This window comes from Pseudomonas sp. JC1203, assembly GCF_056175065.1.
Window position 1 is genome coordinate 26,716 of sequence record NZ_JBWCAM010000009.1, and the last position, 16,742, is coordinate 43,457.

The following is a 16,742-nucleotide window of genomic DNA, read 5'->3' on the forward strand; positions in this document are numbered from 1 at the left end:
CTGGTCCTCAAAAAAGCCTGCCCATGAACATTGATCTCCACGGATTCGGCCCGGCCCTGGCGGCTGGCGCGCTGATGACTGTCAAACTCGCGCTGTCGGCCCTGTGCCTGGGCCTGGTCCTGGGCCTGCTCGGCGCGCTCGCCAAGACCTCGCCCTACAAGTCGCTGCAAGCGCTGGGCGGCACCTATTCCACCATCGTGCGCGGCGTGCCCGAACTGCTGTGGGTACTGCTGCTGTACTTCGGCACCGTCAACATGATGGCCGCGCTGGGCGGCTGGCTGGGCATGCCCGACCTTACCCTCAGCCCCTTCGCCGCCGGCGTCATCGCCCTGGGCCTGTGCTTTGGCTCGTACGCCACGGAAGTGTTCCGCGGCGCCATCATCGCCATCCCCAAGGGCCACCGCGAAGCCGGCCAGGCCCTGGGCCTGTCCAAGCTGCGCATCTTCACCCGGCTGATACTGCCGCAAATGTGGCGCATCGCCCTGCCGGGCCTGGGCAACCTGTTCATGATCCTGATGAAGGACACCGCGCTGGTCTCCGTCATCGGCCTTGAAGAAATCATGCGCAACGCCCAGAACGCCGTCACCGACACCAAGCTGGCGTTCAACTTCTACATGGTGGCCGCGGTGATGTACCTGGGCCTGACCGTGCTGGCCATGGTCGGCATGCACTTCATGGAAAAATACGCCGCACGCGGCTTCACGAGGGCCGCGCAATGAACTGGGAAGTAATCATCAAGTGGCTGCCCAAGCTCACCCAGGGCGCCACCGTGACCCTGGAGCTGGTAGCCATTGCCGTGCTGGCCGGGCTGATACTGGCCGTACCGCTGGGCATCGCCCGCAGCTCGCGCAAGTGGTACGTCAGCGCCCTGCCCTACGGCTACATCTTCTTCTTCCGTGGCACGCCGCTGCTGGTGCAGCTGTTCCTGGTGTACTACGGCGCCGCGCAGTTCGACGCCGTGCGCCACAGCGCCTTGTGGCCGTACCTGCGTGACCCGTTCTGGTGCGCCGCCGCCACCATGACCCTGCACACCGCCGCCTACATCGCCGAGATCCTGCGGGGCGCCATCCAGGCCATCCCCAAGGGCGAGATCGAAGCCGCGCGCGCCCTGGGCATGTCGCGCACCAAGGCGCTGCTGTTCATCATGCTGCCGCGCGCCGTGCGCATCGGCCTGCCGGCCTACAGCAACGAAGTGATCCTGATGCTCAAGGCCAGCGCCCTGGCCAGCACCGTCACCCTGCTGGACCTGACCGGCATGGCGCGTACCATCATTGCCCGCACCTACCTGCCGGTGGAAATCTTCTTCGCCGCCGGCGTACTGTACCTGCTGATCTCGTTCGTGCTGGTGCAAGGCTTCAAAGGGCTGGAGCGCTGGCTGCGCGTGGACGCCTGCCAGGGCCGCTGAAATTCGCGGGAACAACACCACCCCGTAGCAGCGGCCGCAAGGCCGCGTCCGGCCCCACCACCGAAGACGCCGCCTGGCGGCAGCTGCTACGAGGGTTACACCCCATGAACCTTGCCACCCGCTTCCAGGCCCTGGACGCCTTCCTGCTGGCCCACCAGCCCCTCTGGCGCCCCAAGCCCTTCACCCAGCTCACAATGCCGTGGGAAACCGCCCACCCGCAGCTGGCCAGCCGGCTACGCAGCCGCACCCTGGAACAGGCCGAAGCTGAGCACAACCACCCGCAACTGCTCGAAGCCCCCGCGCCCTACCCCGCCATAGCCGCCCAGGCCGCCGCCCTCAGCGCACTGCCCACGCTGCCCACCGGCGCCCTGCAACCCTGCCACCCGCGCCTCAACGTCGACGTACCCGGGCGCAAATGGCAACAAATCGAAGCCTTCGCCGACGCCCTCACCTTCCACCGGCCCACCCACGGCTGGCTGGACTGGTGCGCCGGCAAAGGCCACCTGGGCCGCCGCCTGCTGCAGCCCGCACAAAGCCTCACCTGCTACGAATACGACCCCGCCCTGGTCGACGCCGGCCAGGCCCTGAGCCGGCACCACCAGCTCAACGCCCACCACCGCCTGCAAAACGTCATGGCCGCCGACTGCCACCTGCCGGTGGACAAAGCCGCCGTAGCCCTGCACGCCTGCGGCGACCTGCACGTACGCCTGCTGCAGCGCGCCGCCGCCGACGGCTGCCCGCAACTGGCCATCGCCCCCTGCTGCTACAACCGCACCGCCGCCGAGCACTACCAGCCGCTGTCCAACGCCGCAGCCACCAGCGCCCTGCGCCTGAGCCGCGACGACCTCGGCCTGCCCCTCAGCGAAACCGTCACCGCCGGCGCCCGCGTACGCCGCCAGCGCGACCAGTCCATGGCCTGGCGCCTGGCCTTCGACCTGCTGCAACGCCAGGCAAGCGGCACCAACACCTACCTGCCCACCCCCTCACTGCCCAGCGCCTGGCTAGCCAAGCCATTCCCTGACTACTGCCGCGAACTGGCAGCACTGAAAGGCGTGCCATTGCCTGTGGACATCCCCTGGCCAACCGCCGAAGCCAACGGCTGGCAACGCCTGGCCCAGGTGCGCAACCTGGAGCTGGTCCGCAACCTGTTCCGCCGCCCATTGGAAGTGTGGCTAGCCCTGGACCGCGCCCTTTATTTGCAGGAAAACGGCTACCAGGTAAGCCTGGGCGTTTTCTGCACACCCCAGCTCACCCCCCGCAACGTAATGCTGCTGGCAGAACGCCCATAATCGTTTCAAAACCAACACACAACCTGTGGATAACTCTGTGGACAGAATCCACAGCAAGCTAAGAAAATCGCTGGATCCAACGATTTTTTCCAACTGGTCATTTTTTGTTCATCATTTATTCCGCAGCAAAAACAGCCATTTGCGCAAAGAGTGCAAAATCGGCACCGCGCTAGGGGGCGTTTGGTCTGTTCACCGGGGGATTGTGCATAAGCGTTTTTGGCGGTGGCAGCGGTTGCCATGAAAATAGTGCAAATTGGGGGTTGCCTCGGCCCGACGAGTCGCTATAATCAGCGCCCTCACATGCCGGTATAGCTCAGATGGTAGAGCAACTGACTTGTAATCAGTAGGTCCCGGGTTCGATTCCTGGTGCCGGCACCATACGCAGTATCGAAGAAGGCTCACCGCAAGGTGGGCCTTTTTTGTTTGTGCGCGAAAAGGCATCGCTGGCGCTGCCCCAAAGGCCACCACCGTAGCCGCTGCCGCCAGGCTGCGCTGGCCCTCGGCTCTGTATGAAATGTGTGGAGCGTGCGTGGAACACTGTGGGAGCTGGCTTGCCAGCGAGCTTTTGAGGCCCGAAAAGCTCGCTGGCAAGCCAGCTCACACACCAGAACCCACCCTTACATGCTTTTCATACAGTCCCTAAGCATCGTCGCCGGAGTCGACCTCAAACACGCCTTCGTCGCTTCGCGCCCTGCTTCGAGAAGCAAAAAACGCCGACCAAAAAAAACCGCCTCCCAAGAAGACGGTTTTTCGATTCAGCTCGATTTGTAAGGTCGAGCTGCAGATTTTCACAGGTCACTCCAACGAGTAGAGGAAAGCCGTTATCGTGAGGCCCGGTGGCAAGTCAAGTATCAGTGGGGCCGGCCTGACTCGCATAATGTGAACTGGGCGGACGCTTACGCAGGGCTGACCCAAATACCCTCGGCTCACCTACGGATACAGCATGAAAGCGCTGCCGTCATGCCACTGGCTAGGATTGATATCCGTGATGTCTAGCCCGTAGGTACGCAGCAGCCAGCGTGTTCGCCCACCGTATTCACTTCCAGGCTCACTGCGCCCATGTAGGGCAATGCGATTGTTCACCAAGGCGATATCACCTGGCTGCAAAGGTACAGCGATCGCGCAGTCAGCGCATGCATGCTTCAGAGCGTCCATCGCCTCCTGCGCGGATTTGTGGCCGATGTCAGCAATCTGGGTGGTACTGTGGCTGAAGCGGATCCACCAGCTCCCATTCATTTGGAAGAGGAGCTGCGCATCATCGACATCGAGCTCGTCGCCCAGGATGTCGACCATTCCATCGCGGAAAGTCAGCTGTGAACCGATGATGTACTGGGGCTTCTGGAGCTCATCGATATGCTCTTGGCTCAGGCGCGCCATGAGGTGATCGAGAGGCATCACAGTAGTCGGAACTTGCTTCGGGTTACGCAGTGCCGACAAGCACACAAAGTCTGGAGAGGGTGCAATGCGGTCATTCAGAGGGTCGCGGTACCCCCGCAACGGGAAGGTCACGCCATCCGTGTGCCCGCTCATCTTGTCCGCCGATTTGGTTGTGAATTTACCTCGGCCAGGCGGGAACACTACCAGGTTCACGAACAGGTCGCCTCCGTTCTCGGAGCCGTAGGAAACCGTGGCGGAATTGATAGCCGCAAGGCACGCGATCGCAGTAACTCTCGCAATGACCGTGCCTTCTGCTTCAGGCACCGGGCAAAAATCAATAGGGGTATCGGGTAGGTCATCTGGCTGGAAGATACCCTCCAGCGTCAGGCATGGCTGTGCCCATGCAAAGGCTTGCACATCTGCACAGCTACTTCCCCGGCTATGGAGCTCTCGCTCGATCGCAGGCTTAAGCTCACGCCCCAGATCGGTAGGGCGCGCCAAGTACTCAAGCACTTGCTCAAAGGTCACTTTCGCTCGCCATTCGTTGACGGCGACACGCACTGCTTCTGAAAAGATTGCCTGGATCAATTGTATCCCTACACCCGCGAGTGATATAAAAGTGATGTACGCCAGCGTGATTCTCACGCACGATCCCAGCAGCGACCAAATCAGTCTATGAAAATGCCCAAGCTTCAGCCTGCCGATTATCTCCAAGGGTGCGCTAGTTTCCTAGCCTGCCTTAAGCCATTCATGCACCTGCGGGAGACCTCCCAGGGGATTGAGTGCGAGATGACCCTGGCTAATGGCCATCCTGTAGTGGTCACTGGTAAGGACGAGCCGCACCTGCTGCTTGGCTTAATGTCCGTGCTAGTCGAACTCATTCCTCAATTTCCTGCTGACGAACGGTCAGCGATGCCATGTGTCTCACGCACAGCGCCTGCGGTTAAGCAGACTTTGGAGACGACCATGCAACCTACCGCCACTACCAAAAATACTGATGAACGAACCCAAGCCCGCTTGCAAATTGGTTTAACTACCAAAGTCTCGCTTCACGAGTTGGTAAGAGGCGTAGCAAAACGCCGTGGGGTATCGCTGTCGATCGCTGCGCGAGATCTGGTGCAGGACGGGCTGACCCGGTTCGATAAAGAATCAAGGACAGTAGATCCTTCGGAGCTGCTGACTGATTACGAGCGCACTGCCAATGATTACGCAGGTGCCGATTCGGAGAGTTGGATCATTCGGGCTGACAGGCGCCTGGTGATGAGAGCGCGTTTACGCGCAGGCGAATATGAGCGCTCGGTGTCATCATTCACCAACTTCCTTCTCGCCAACGCGTTGAGCCATTGTCCTCACGCTGCCGCTGTGCGCGAAGCAACGACAGGTTCGAATACTGGTGATGAGGCTGTCATAGAGGCTGTCAAGGCTATCGAGCAGGTCAGTGGGGTCAAAGCTCGTGCTCTCGCTCCTCAGATCGATCTAGGTGAGCAACGCGGCCTGACTAACATGATCCTTGGTGGTTCGGTACTGGCGCCTGCACGAGTCCTGGCGAAGCTGGCCGTCGTTTTGAACAAGCCTTTGGAAGTTGTGTCGGTAGCCTTGGAGCGTCGGTTCGATACCCAATGTGTTCCAGCGTTCAAAGCGACTGACGGAAAACCTACAGTGCAAGCGGAACGCAAGGCGTGGGGTGTTGCAGTCAAAGAGCTTCAGCTGCCGGCTGAGGAGCAAGAGCGTCTCCTGAACCTAGAGGGCTAAGTGTGAATCCATTCGACCGGGCACGTCGGCAAGCATTCGAAACCCGAGAAGCCTTGGTCGGACTGGCCGCATCTCTAGGTCGAGTCAGCTCCTCTGAGCTCCTGGCTCATGTTGAGGACACGCTCGAAATTGCAATTGAGCGCTTACCTTTCGGGCACCCAGAGTTGGGTGGCGGCAGCGGGGTGCTCAAGCGAGAAATTCAAACCATCTACATCCGCAACGACGTATCTCCAGGAGAAACGGCCTATCTTATCGCTCATGAGTTGGGTCACTGGTACCTCGACGGCGATCGTCCTGCACAGACGGTCGCTCATCTGACCAGCATGACGGATTCCTATGGGAGTCAGGCTACGGTGGCGGTGGAAGCATACGGTGCTCGTGAGCGCTTGGAGCTTCAAGCCAATGTGTTTGCCCGTGAGCTTCTGCTACCCCGTGGTGTCGCAAGCCAGCTATTCCAGAGCGGTAGTGGTGCCACGGTCATCGCGGCCACTCTGGAGGTACCGCTGGAGATCGTTCGCCTTCAGCTATTCGACGGCATTTTGCTCCCCATACTGCCTCCTGCTCCACCTCCTCCTCTTCCGCTTATGACGCAGGGACAGCACGATGCTGCTACCGCGTCCGAAACCTTCGTCAACGTTGTTGCCGGGCCGGGTACTGGCAAAACTACGACACTGATCCATCGCATCAAACACCTGGTCGAGCGCGGTACCCCTCCCAGTCAAATCTTGGTGCTGACCTTCACGAACAAGGCTGCTCATGAATTGGTTGAGCGCTTGAAGATATCTGGCATCGCCGGAGCCGCCGACGTGTGGGCCGGGACTTTCCATGCATTTGGGCTCGAATTCCTTCGCAAATACCATCAGATTTTCGGCCTGGAGTCCGACGTTCGGCTCGCAGATCCGCTGATGCAAGTCCGCCTGATGGTGAGCACGCTGCCCAAGGTGCGGCTCAAGTATTATCTGAGGCTACAGAACCCGTACGATTGGCTACCTGGCGTTCTGGGCCATATCAAACGACTTAAGGAAGAATGTCTCACCGTTGCCGACTACCGCGCACGCCTGGCTGCACTGCCGCCCTGCGAGCCGGATGTAGCCAATGAGCGCGAAGACATCGCCACCTTGTTTGAAGCCTACGAAACAGCAATGCGGGCTGCGCATTTGGTCGACTACGTTGATCTCATTGCCCTCCCTGCATCCCAGGCCAAGCGGGATCGAACAAGCGTTGTTCAGTACATCGATCATTTCTCGCACGTGCTAGTGGACGAGTATCAGGATGTCACCGAGGTGATGGCCGACCTCCTTCGCCAATTGGCGCTGAATGCTCAATCTTTCTGGGTCGTCGGTGATGTGCGTCAGGCCATTCACCATTGGCGAGGCGCGTCGATCCGTAGCTTGATGCACTTCGACACCACGTTCTTGAGCACCGTTCCAGGGGCAACGGTGCGCCGTTACGCTCTCGATCTGAACCGGCGAAGCACCCCTGAGATCCTGGAGCTATTTTCCTGCGCAGGCATCCATCATGCACTCAACGACCTGATGCCTCTGGAGCCAGTCACAGCGTTTCGTCCCTCGATCGGGGTCATACCTACCCTGTATGAATGCGACTCCAAGTCCTCCCAAGCCGTCACGATCGCTCAGCGCATTGATGGGCTGGTGCAGAGGGGTGTCCCGTATAGGGATCAAGTCGTGATCAGCCGTAAATCGGCAAACGTTGAGCAAATTGTTGAAGCGCTTGAAAACCTGAATGTGCCAGTGCTGCACATCGGCGATGTCTGCCAGCGCCCTGAGATCAAGAAGCTGCTATGCCTGATGGAACTGCTGTGTATGCGACAGCCGCGCTCACTGGTCGGGCTGATCTCTGAGCCAGCGTTTCGAATGCCGCCCCAAGACATTGAGCACTTGATATTCCTGACCCGCAAAGGCGCGGGATTGAGCATGCAGCGAGGCCGGTGGCTATGGCTGCATACGCCAGGCCTCTCGCCCGCTGGCCAGCAAGCCAAGTCAAATTTGGCGCAGCTGTTGGAGGGGCTCAAGCGGAATTCAAGGCCATGGGATTTTGTCTCCAAAGTACTGCTCGATCAGCGCTACGGTCTCCCAAGCCCTGCTGATCAGACCATACAGGCCCATACTCAGCGCTTGGCAACATGGCTGTTCGTCTACGCCGTACGCAATGGTGACGGCGATATCCGCCAGGCACGGCTTTCCCAGTTCCTGCTTCGTGAGGAGCTGCGCCGCAGGATCGGAGAAAAGCTGGGGGATCGTGGCTTACCGCCTGAAGCGCGAGTCCTGGATGCGGTGAGAGTCATGACTGTGCACTCCAGCAAGGGACTTGAATACCCTGCAGTTCACGTCACCGACGTTGACGACGCGTCCTACGGCGCCAATCGGCCCTTCGCATACGATTTGCGGGGGTTGGATCTCATCCCCCCTGAAGTGCTGAATAGCACCGGAAAAGAGTTCATGTTCGAAGAACGGGTGGAGCGCAATAACCTGCTCTACGTCGCTCTGTCTCGGGCCCGTGATTACTTGTATCTTTATGAGATCAGCGGGTGGCCACGTCCAGTTCCGCTCAATCGCGCTGCTGTCACAAGTCTGGTTAAGCGCTCGGGGATGAAGGCACCGCCTGCACCCATCATGCCGCTGCCATTGGCTAGCAGCACCGTGGTACCCACTGTGAGCTATGAGGCGTTCCAGGCCTACATGAGTTGTCCCCTCCAGTACCACTATCGCTATGAGCTAGCGCTCACTGCCGAGCAGGAAATCGACGTCTCGATCCGTGCTCGTTGGGCGATTATGGACATGCTGTTGGCCGTGGCGAGGGACGGCTCTGACCCCAACACGGTATTCCAAGCCACATGGGCGTTACACGGACTTCCAGATAGTGCAGAAGACCCTGGCTTGATGGATGATGCGATTGCCGCCGCCAAGCGTGGGCTGGTGGTGGTTAATAGCGTTGGCGGTGCCGTCGAAGAAGGGATGGTTTCTGTCGTCAACGGTGTGCGCATTGAGCTCCCTTGGATGCTCGTCGATAAAGGGCAGCTGCACTGGATTCGAGCTCAGACGGGGATCCAGTACACTCTTAGTCACCTACGCCCCATGATGCTTGATATCAATGGCTCTCGAAGGCCGAGTGCGAAGATCTACTCCATTATCACTGACCAGCACATGATGGATGGCCCTTCCAGGCAGGTCGCAAGCACGTCCGTATACAAGATGGCTCATCGTTTTGCTGCAGGTGATCGATCTGCTTCCAGGGGGCAGCATTGTGGGCGCTGCGCCTATCTGAGCATCTGTGCCAGCATCCCCTGAATGACCTCAAGCTCCAGCGCTGTATCGCAATGGGCTATCTCTCAGCGGTGCGGAAATCTGCGCGCTGAGATGAGGAGGTAGCTTGGCCGCCATTACACAAGGACAGTTTTGGGTATGACCTACATTAACCTGCCGAGTAATCAGCAAGCTGCAATCAGCGACGTGGACGAAACGGCGCTTCGGGCCGCAGTACGCAAGTGCCTGGATGAAGAGCGCATAGGGCCGATTCATGGCCTCGGCCTCAGCAACTGTGGGCCCTATGTGGATAACAAACTCCATCGGTTCCAGCAAGCGATTACTGAGTACAGCAAGGCCAAGGCCCATGCCAAGCGCGAACGCTCTCGGCAGGATGCGCTGTATGCTGGCAATGACCTCATTCACGCTTTGCAGCAGATGAAGGAGCGGCTCGAAACTGAGCGTAAAGAGGGTGAGCTGTTCTTCATTGATGATCAGCTCAGGCCGCCTGTCCATCTCAGTAAGCGGCTATCAGTGCAAGTGTCGTTTCGCTGGCGAGCGTCGCCGTCTGCAGACTGGAAGTACGGGCACCTGACGTTCGTCTACGATTTCTCCCCTCAGCCCAGCTACACGTTGCCGCTGCCCAAGCGCAAACCCAGCGCGGCCCAAGCAGCGAGGGATGTAGAAGACACCTTGTACCGAGAATGGGAGCGCCTGAAGGCTCAGGCCCTCTTCTCTATGAGGGAGTTCTTCCGCGAAGGTGGCGACGGTAATGCTGTGCCTAAGGTGTTCGCGGTGAGACCTAGTCCCTACAGTGGGGGGTTGAACAACTTCAGCTGCAATTTTTGGCAGGCCGAGAGGCCAGCACCATAAATTCGAGCAGTCATCAGCCTCGGGAATATTCTAAATGGGGACAGATGTATTGTGCCGCTCATAGGAAAGTGAAAAGACGAAATAAAAAACCGGCCCCCCTGTTCAGTCCAATTTTCGGTCCGTTCCACATTGATTTTCCAAATATTCCACTTTGCGCCTCTTGCGCATACGTCTAGGAGCATGTATGAAACAAAGTGAAGCGAGGACGTTAACTCTCGTTGTCGAGGCGAAATCTGACGTGCATCTGCACCATCTGCTAGAGATGGCGCTGTTCGAGTTGAGGGAATCACAAAAGGATGCCAACGACTTTTGTGAGGAACTCGGCTCAACCAAGCAATTCGAAACTGAAGGAACAATGGGAGGGTACAAGCTGGACTATACATACGGCGGCGCAGAGCTTGTCGCGGTAAGGAATCAATTAGTCAGTGAAGGATATGAGCTGACTCACCGGGCTAGCGTATTTAACAAAGACGCTCTCTATACTCATTCAAACGGGAAATCGGCAAAATTGTTGAACGTAAACACGTTGGAAATTAAGAACCACGATCCAGAAAGACCGTTGCCTTTTTAGGTCTTTACCTGATAGAAGGGCTCCTCGGCTTACGAAATTTTTAACATAGCGCCTACAACCTACTTAATGGCGACTGAGTTCTACAACTTAATGAACGCTTTGGTCGACCTTAGACCTTTTAAACTGGCGTAAACGACCATATATCTGTGTAATTGGCGCGGGCTTGCGAGCATCCAAATCGACGCGACTGTTAATTTTTTTGCGGCTCAAATGGTCCAAACTTAACAATATCGGCAATAGCGGAACCAATGGGAGGAGCTGTAACGCCTTGCCTCAAATCCACAGTCATAACAATGCGTTCTCCCGATGTGTTTTCGTCTAGCTGCGTGATTAGCTTTAGTAGCTTCTCGTGGAAGTCTCTAATTGAACTTGGCTTTTCAGGCATTTCAACGCTACTATGTTCAATAGTCAACAAGTTGACGCGAGGAGTCCTAACCCCTTGGGCAATCTCGAACTGGATAATTTGCTTGGCTTGCCTGCAATGATATAGAAAGCGATGACCTTTCAAACCAACAAGCAACTCAATTAAATCAATGGGCAGTGAAATGGCAAACTTATTTAGAAAATCGTCTATGCTGCCGGAAAACTTATCATTCTCTTGCTCAACAAAATCACCCCAGGTAATTACACCTTCACCATATCTAGTCTCGCTTGAGAAGAAATCCTGCCGAGCGATTTGATCATAGTATTCTTGTGAGAATAGTTTTCCGGGGACTAGCTTGACGAACCCACCTGTAACTTGGGTCGTTGTCACCTTATAAGTTTCAGAAAGAACCTCCATATAGCTAACAACCGCTGGCCTCAAAATTGTTAATAGTTTTTTCAGAGCATTACTTTCCGCTTCTTCTTCAAATGCTTTTTGGGCAAAATCTTTTCGCTCACTCAGCTTGTGAGATATGGAATTCAAAAACAAACCAATCGTAATAACACCCAAAACAACTTGGGCGGTTACTACAAGAAGAAGCGGAGCTGCATCAAGCCTCGGAGTCAGATCACCAAACCCTAATGTAGTGACTGTAACGACACTAAAATACAACGCTTGCACATAATTTATTGGATCGCCTTTAAAGTCACCAACAAATATAAGCCTATAAATCAAGCCAAATATAAAAATATTTGCCAGGTAAATCAACCCATAAGCAAATGGCGCGTATGAGGTTACATCAAGTAATTTTTTGCTTTTCATCTTTGGTCTAAATTTAGCCTCTGGACTACATTGTAAAAATTAGCTACAAACAGGCGAAAACTGGTGAATAAAATTCTCTTACTAATGACCGAGACGGTCTTACGCCATGCCATCTTCACTGACACTGAGGTCATATACAAACTTAATAAGTTCTTTCGCCAGCATGCTAACTGGACCACCCATAAGCTTTCAACCAGGGTCCTAAACAAGAGGACAGCTACAGTACTGGCATCGCTGCAAGGCTGCAGGGTATAGATCGGAGGATTTTACCAGATTTCTTAAATACCTTAGAGCGATTGCTCTTCGCGATAGCTACCTTTTAGCAACCACAGCTTTGAGCCGCTAGCTGTCGCTGAGCAGAGCTGTGGAGTGTCCCCCTTGTCAGCATGACAGGCTGCTATGCCTCGTGGTCACTCGGTCGTAATGAGGCTTTGCTTGCCTCTATCAAAGATCGAGCGTATCCCAAAGGATGTTTTTAGAGATAGATAACCGAGAATAAAAATAAGACATTATAAATCACATAGCTATTAATACTTTCGACTCTTGGTACCTAAAGGAAAATCCCCTCCGTTCCTTCCCCGCCCATAATTGCATCCCGTTAAACCGATTCACCATCAATCTGCACGCTTGCCTCACCGGTATCCGAGTAGGGAATGCTTACCTTCACCTTTTTCCCCGACTCGGTAGTGATCTCAACCACAAGCCTATGGGGCGGCGCAGCAAAATCATCAGTGAACAGAACGTGTACTGCTTCCCTGCATGAGTCGCCCTTCGATACCGGCCAGTATGCAGAGCCGTCTACCGTTGGCAGGTACACTTCAACATTGGACATCCGTTTTCCCCAAGCTGGTTGATTGGCATTGAAGCTAGCAGAGCTGCGCAAATTTTCCCGCCAGCCCATCCGCCAAGAGCAGATATGAGCTATTTCGATTCCTGGGCTCCACTAAGAGTCCAGTGAAAAAAGGCCGCTCGAGCCGTAGCCTACTCACCCTCCCCAACCACCACCCCCATCACCCTAGCCCGCTCCTCCCCCGACATCCGATAAAACGCCACCAACAACCGCGCCTCATCATCATCCTCGCTATAAAAATACGAAGCCGGCAACCTCAACACCGCAGCAATCTGCCTAACCATCTCCGGGTTCGGCACATGCTTGTCCTTCTCGTACTGATTCATCCGCGCGCTAGCCGACGCAGGCTCGATCCCTGCCTCGATGCCCAATTGCTCCTGGGAGATCCCTGCCGCCTTCCGTGCTTCCTTCAACCGCTTGCTGAACGTGCTCATTTTTTAGCCGCGTAAAGGCTAAGAGATTCTTAGATTCACGTTGACCGCATACTAAGACTTCCTTAGTATTCGGCAGAATCTGTGCTTTCTTGAGGGAAAGGACGCCTGGGCGCAGTCATGATGGAGGGCTGCGTCATTGCCTTTTTAGGCGAGAAGCGAGGTGGTTTGATGCCGGGCTTCCGCAAGGATTAGCTGCTGTGAATATCGATAAGTACCTACGCAAGCTGCAGAACGAGCTTCAGCAGTTCATCGGTTCTGGCGACCCGGTGGAGGATGAGTTGCTTCAGGATTGGCAGACGATGCTGGGTATCGTGATCCTTGAAGTAGAGGCGTTGAGGGGGGCATTTCAGGGTGCGGCCGACGTGCATGATGGGATGGCGTTGATGGCCAAACTGCTGGATTCAGCGCATACGGATCAGCTGCCGGCGGACGAAGTTCGTTGCCTGATTGAACCCCTGCGGGAGCGGTTGGGTGTGGCGCTTGAGGACGCTCGGCAGGTGTTTTAGGTCAGCGATTGGGCTGTGGATAACTTGGTATCGGTGGGTGGGCTAGACGCCTGTGGAAAATCCCCGAGTGCGTGTTGTGGATATTTTTACCAACAACACAAAGCGCCCTAAAGACGAAACATAACCAAGTTATCCACATGTATAACTCATTGATGTTAATAGTTTTTCCTGCACAACTGTGGCGTTCTTTTCGCGGGCAGAGCCCGCTCCCACATCGAAAATGACGGCCAAACGGGCTGTGGATAACCACCCAAAACATCACGCCTTGAGCCGCCGCCTCAACCTCACCAACACCCCCGTCATCCAGCACAAATGCCCCGCCACCGCTCCCCCTACTACCACGACCAAACAGAACGCTACCCGCACGGAGTCGTACAGCGCATACGCCGCCAGCCCCTTCTCCCGCGCCACTCCAATTGCATGCCAAACAATACCCAGCACGTCCGGCAGGAACACCAGCACCACCATCAAGCCCATCGCCGCCAACGGCAGGCACCGGCCAAACAGGGCCGCTTCGACCACGGCCAAGGGCGCGTGGCGGTCATGGGTGGGCACGGCCAGTTGCGTGGCGTGGTTGATTTCCTGGTACCAGGCGCCGTAGAGGATGGCGACCACGGCCATGAGCAGGCTGGCCGCTGCGATGGCGTCGCTCATGGGACGTACACCGCCGGGGTGGCGCCGAGTACGGTGCACAGGTGTTCGTAGGAGCATTTGGTGATTTCGTAGGTTGAAACGCTGCCGCGCTTTTTGCTGACGGACGCCAGGGAGCCGTCGATGGCGGCCAGCCTTTTGTTCAGTTGCTCGATCATGCTGGTGCTGTTCATGGTTACCAGGTAGGGGCCGGTTACTGTTTCGGCTACCGCGCGCTCCAGGTCTGCTTTCAAGGTGCGGTCGATGGGGTCGCGTAGCCGGTATTGGTAGGTGGACATGGCAGAGCGCAGCAGGGTGGCGCTTCCTGCTGCGGTGGTCTGGAAGATGCGGCTGATGGTTTGTTCGTCCGGCATGGTGCCGAATACGTTTTCCACCAATAGCACCAAGCGGTGTTCACGGATCTCGGCAACACGATTGAGTGCTTTCTGGCCGCGCATCATGGCCAGGTACTCTTGCAGGGCCGAGGCGGCGTAGCCGGCCATGGCGGTGGGGAGGGAGGAGGTGGGAGTGCCGATGATCTGGGCGATTTCAGTGATTTCGGCAGGGGACAGTAGTAGGTCGAATTCGATGCGCATTGGGGCGATTCCGGTGGGGTCATGGACGAAAGCTGTTGGGCTTTGTCGCGATGATCCGTAAGGGGATGCGCGGAAAAAGTAGGAAATTTCCGAAGCGGGTGAATGGTGGGTTTGTGGGCGTTCGAGGGCCAGCGCAGCCTGGCGGCAGCGGCTACGGGTTATTCGGCGACTACGCGGTTGCGGCCGCTGGCCTTGGCGCGGTACAGGGCCCGGTCGCTGCGGCCCATCGCGGCCTCTGCCCCGCCATCGCCTTCGCGCAGGTCGCTGACGCCGATGCTCACTGTCAACCCTATCACTTGCCCGCCATGCATCAAGGGCGTCACCGCCAGCATTTCCTGCAAGCGCACGGCGAAGGCGCAGGCTTCGCGGCTGTGGGTGCCGCGTAGCAGCACGGCGAATTCTTCGCCGCCGATGCGGCCGGCGGCGTCGGTCTTGCGCAGTTGGGCGCTGAGGATGCTGGCGAAGTGTTTTAGCGCCAGGTCGCCGGTGGCGTGGCCCCAGCGGTCGTTGATGTGTTTGAAGTGGTCGAGGTCGAGCATCAGTACGCAGGCGTTGTTTTGCTGGGCGTTGAGTTGTTGCATGAAGTGGCGGCGGTTGGGCAGCTGGGTGAGGAAGTCGATGCTGGCGTGGGCCTGCAGGTCGGCTTCCAGGCGCTTGCGCTCGGTGATGTCGGTGGTGGTGCCGATCATGCGCAGGGGGTTGCCGGCAGCGTCGCGGGCGACGACTTTGCCGCGGCTGTTGATCCATTTGTAGGTGCCGTCCTTGCAGCGGATGCGGTGCTCCACTTCGTAGGCGCTGGTGCGCTGCTGGAAGTGCGCCTGGATGGTGGCCTGCACGAAGGGCAGGTCGTCGGGGTGCACGCGGTTGTAGCTGTCGCGCAGGTGGGGGGTGAGTTCGTGGGGCTCGTAGCCCAGCAGGGCTTTCCAACCGGCGGAGTAGTGGATCAGGTTGTTGGCGACGTCGCGGTCCCATACGCCGGTGCCGCTGTTGTCGATGGCCAGGGCCAGGCGGGCCAGTTGCTGCTGGGTGGCGGCTTCCTGTTGTTCAGCCTGCAACGCGGCGGCGGCCAGTTGCACCAGGTCGTGCAGCAGTTGTTGTTCGCCGGGGTGCAGTTGCTGGCGGCCCAGCAAAATGAATTCACCCAGGGGCTGGCCGGCGGCGTCGAGGATGGGCGTGCTGCTGCGCGGCACTTCGGCGTCGCCGTGCGCTGCCGTACCGCTGCTGGCGCGCAGCACGGGCTGGCCGTCGCGCAGCTGCAGCAGCATGGCGCAGTTGACGGCGAAATGCCGTTGCGCCAGGCGGGTCAGGCCCTGGAAGCGCTCGTCTGCGGACACATCGGTTTGTGGGGGCTGTGCGCTATCAGCGTCCACGCTTTGTTACCCTGAAGAAGGCCTGGAGCCATCATGGCACAGGTTACTGGCCGGCAACCGTCTGTCCGACGGGTGTGCTTGCCGTTTCTGCGGCTGGGGGTGGTAGAGTCCTGCGCATCAATTGCAAGGAGTTACCTGTGGCGAGCAAAACCTATATCGAGAGTTCCCTGTCGGCCGGCGAGAAGGTCGAGGCCATTTTCAAGCTGCACTGGCTGAGCTGGGTGAATGTGTGGTTCTGGGTGCTGCTGGCGGTGCTCACCGTGGGCATTCTGTCGCCGGTGGCCATTTACAAGTGGCTGAGCCTGCGCTGCCAGGAGAACGGCGTGACCAACAAGCGGGTTATCCACAAGCGCGGGATTATCAGCCGCACTACCGATGAGATGAAGCTGTCGTCGATCGAGACGGTGGACCTCGACCAGACGGTGATGGGCCGCCTGCTGGGCTTTGGCACGGTGCGCATTACCGGGCGCGGTATCAGTGACCTGGTGTTGAAGGGCATTGACGACCCGTTGCAGGTGAAGCGGCAAATCGAGGGCGTAAGCAACCCGGTGCGTTGAAGTAGAGCGCGCTGCAACTGGCCCTGCCCTGCCTGGTCTCTGTACTATGCGTGCTGTTTTGTACGCCTGTGCTGCGTCAACCC

The 16,742-nt window shown here is 57.6% G+C and carries 16 protein-coding genes and 1 tRNA gene; 10 read left to right on the forward strand and 7 right to left on the reverse strand.

The features are described from left to right. Positions 1–23 precede the first annotated feature (23 nt). The 4 genes from AC0SZ7_RS14915 (at position 24) to AC0SZ7_RS14930 (ending at position 3,072) form a co-directional block, all read left to right on the forward strand. Positions 24–719: an ABC transporter permease gene (locus AC0SZ7_RS14915; protein ID WP_475505109.1), complete on the forward strand. Its 696-nt coding sequence runs from the start codon at positions 24–26 to the stop codon at positions 717–719. Further along, positions 716–1,405 (forward strand): ABC transporter permease, encoded by a 690-nt coding sequence (locus tag AC0SZ7_RS14920; RefSeq protein ID WP_416421972.1) that lies wholly within the window; start codon positions 716–718, stop codon positions 1,403–1,405. The genes AC0SZ7_RS14915 and AC0SZ7_RS14920 overlap by 4 nt, the downstream gene beginning before the upstream one ends. Positions 1,406–1,509: 104 nt before the next feature. Continuing rightward, entirely contained in the window at positions 1,510–2,694 is a 1,185-nt protein-coding gene (locus AC0SZ7_RS14925; RefSeq protein WP_475505110.1) for a methyltransferase, read from the forward strand. A gap of 302 nt (positions 2,695–2,996) precedes the next feature. Next, positions 2,997–3,072 (forward strand) — tRNA-Thr (locus AC0SZ7_RS14930). 552 nt (positions 3,073–3,624) lie between these two features. Here AC0SZ7_RS14930 and AC0SZ7_RS14935 read toward each other — a convergent pair. Then, on the reverse strand, positions 3,625–4,785 hold the full coding sequence (locus AC0SZ7_RS14935; RefSeq protein ID WP_475505111.1) for a TauD/TfdA family dioxygenase: 1,161 nt from the start codon (positions 4,783–4,785) through the stop codon (positions 3,625–3,627). Positions 4,786–4,860: 75 nt separating this feature from the next. On the opposite strand from AC0SZ7_RS14935, the gene AC0SZ7_RS14940 reads away from it, so the two are divergent. The 4 genes from AC0SZ7_RS14940 to AC0SZ7_RS14955 all read left to right on the forward strand — a co-directional run bounded on the left by AC0SZ7_RS14940 (position 4,861) and on the right by AC0SZ7_RS14955 (position 10,530). Further along, the gene (locus AC0SZ7_RS14940; RefSeq protein ID WP_475505112.1) at positions 4,861–5,823 is read left to right on the forward strand and encodes a hypothetical protein; all 963 of its coding nucleotides are present in this window, start codon (positions 4,861–4,863) and stop codon (positions 5,821–5,823) included. A gap of 2 nt (positions 5,824–5,825) precedes the next feature. Beyond that, complete coding sequence (locus AC0SZ7_RS14945; protein ID WP_475505113.1) at positions 5,826–9,131, forward strand: UvrD-helicase domain-containing protein; 3,306 nt, start codon at positions 5,826–5,828, stop codon at positions 9,129–9,131. Positions 9,132–9,245: 114 nt separating this feature from the next. Continuing rightward, positions 9,246–9,959 carry a hypothetical protein gene (locus AC0SZ7_RS14950; protein WP_475505114.1) on the forward strand — a complete coding sequence of 238 codons (714 nt, stop codon included), beginning with the start codon at positions 9,246–9,248 and terminating at the stop codon, positions 9,957–9,959. Positions 9,960–10,143: 184 nt separating this feature from the next. After that, positions 10,144–10,530 carry a hypothetical protein gene (locus AC0SZ7_RS14955; protein ID WP_475505115.1) on the forward strand — a complete coding sequence of 129 codons (387 nt, stop codon included), beginning with the start codon at positions 10,144–10,146 and terminating at the stop codon, positions 10,528–10,530. 190 nt (positions 10,531–10,720) lie between these two features. Here AC0SZ7_RS14955 and AC0SZ7_RS14960 read toward each other — a convergent pair whose 3' ends face one another. The 3 genes from AC0SZ7_RS14960 to AC0SZ7_RS14970 all read right to left on the reverse strand — a co-directional run bounded on the left by AC0SZ7_RS14960 (position 10,721) and on the right by AC0SZ7_RS14970 (position 13,000). Beyond that, positions 10,721–11,716 carry a potassium channel family protein gene (locus tag AC0SZ7_RS14960; protein WP_475505116.1) on the reverse strand — a complete coding sequence of 332 codons (996 nt, stop codon included), beginning with the start codon at positions 11,714–11,716 and terminating at the stop codon, positions 10,721–10,723. 598 nt (positions 11,717–12,314) lie between these two features. Continuing rightward, a complete protein-coding gene (locus AC0SZ7_RS14965; RefSeq protein WP_475505117.1) occupies positions 12,315–12,548 on the reverse strand; it encodes a hypothetical protein in 234 nt (77 codons plus the stop codon). A gap of 149 nt (positions 12,549–12,697) precedes the next feature. Continuing rightward, the gene (locus AC0SZ7_RS14970) at positions 12,698–13,000 is read right to left on the reverse strand and encodes a helix-turn-helix domain-containing protein (RefSeq protein ID WP_475505118.1); all 303 of its coding nucleotides are present in this window, start codon (positions 12,998–13,000) and stop codon (positions 12,698–12,700) included. 197 nt (positions 13,001–13,197) lie between these two features. Here AC0SZ7_RS14970 and AC0SZ7_RS14975 point away from each other — a divergent pair, with 197 nt between their 5' ends. Next, positions 13,198–13,506, forward strand: a complete 309-nt coding sequence (locus tag AC0SZ7_RS14975; protein ID WP_475505119.1) for a hypothetical protein — start codon at positions 13,198–13,200, stop codon at positions 13,504–13,506. A 258-nt stretch (positions 13,507–13,764) separates the two neighbouring features. Here AC0SZ7_RS14975 and AC0SZ7_RS14980 read toward each other — a convergent pair whose 3' ends face one another. The 3 genes from AC0SZ7_RS14980 to AC0SZ7_RS14990 all read right to left on the reverse strand — a co-directional run bounded on the left by AC0SZ7_RS14980 (position 13,765) and on the right by AC0SZ7_RS14990 (position 16,102). Further along, positions 13,765–14,160, reverse strand: a complete 396-nt coding sequence (locus AC0SZ7_RS14980; RefSeq protein ID WP_475505120.1) for a hypothetical protein — start codon at positions 14,158–14,160, stop codon at positions 13,765–13,767. Next, a complete protein-coding gene (locus AC0SZ7_RS14985) occupies positions 14,157–14,732 on the reverse strand; it encodes a hypothetical protein (RefSeq protein ID WP_475505121.1) in 576 nt (191 codons plus the stop codon). The genes AC0SZ7_RS14980 and AC0SZ7_RS14985 overlap by 4 nt, the downstream gene beginning before the upstream one ends. A gap of 158 nt (positions 14,733–14,890) precedes the next feature. Further along, complete coding sequence (locus AC0SZ7_RS14990; protein ID WP_475505122.1) at positions 14,891–16,102, reverse strand: GGDEF domain-containing protein; 1,212 nt, start codon at positions 16,100–16,102, stop codon at positions 14,891–14,893. Positions 16,103–16,239: 137 nt separating this feature from the next. On the opposite strand from AC0SZ7_RS14990, the gene AC0SZ7_RS14995 reads away from it, so the two are divergent. After that, on the forward strand, positions 16,240–16,659 hold the full coding sequence (locus AC0SZ7_RS14995) for a PH domain-containing protein (RefSeq protein ID WP_475505123.1): 420 nt from the start codon (positions 16,240–16,242) through the stop codon (positions 16,657–16,659). Positions 16,660–16,742 lie beyond the last annotated feature (83 nt).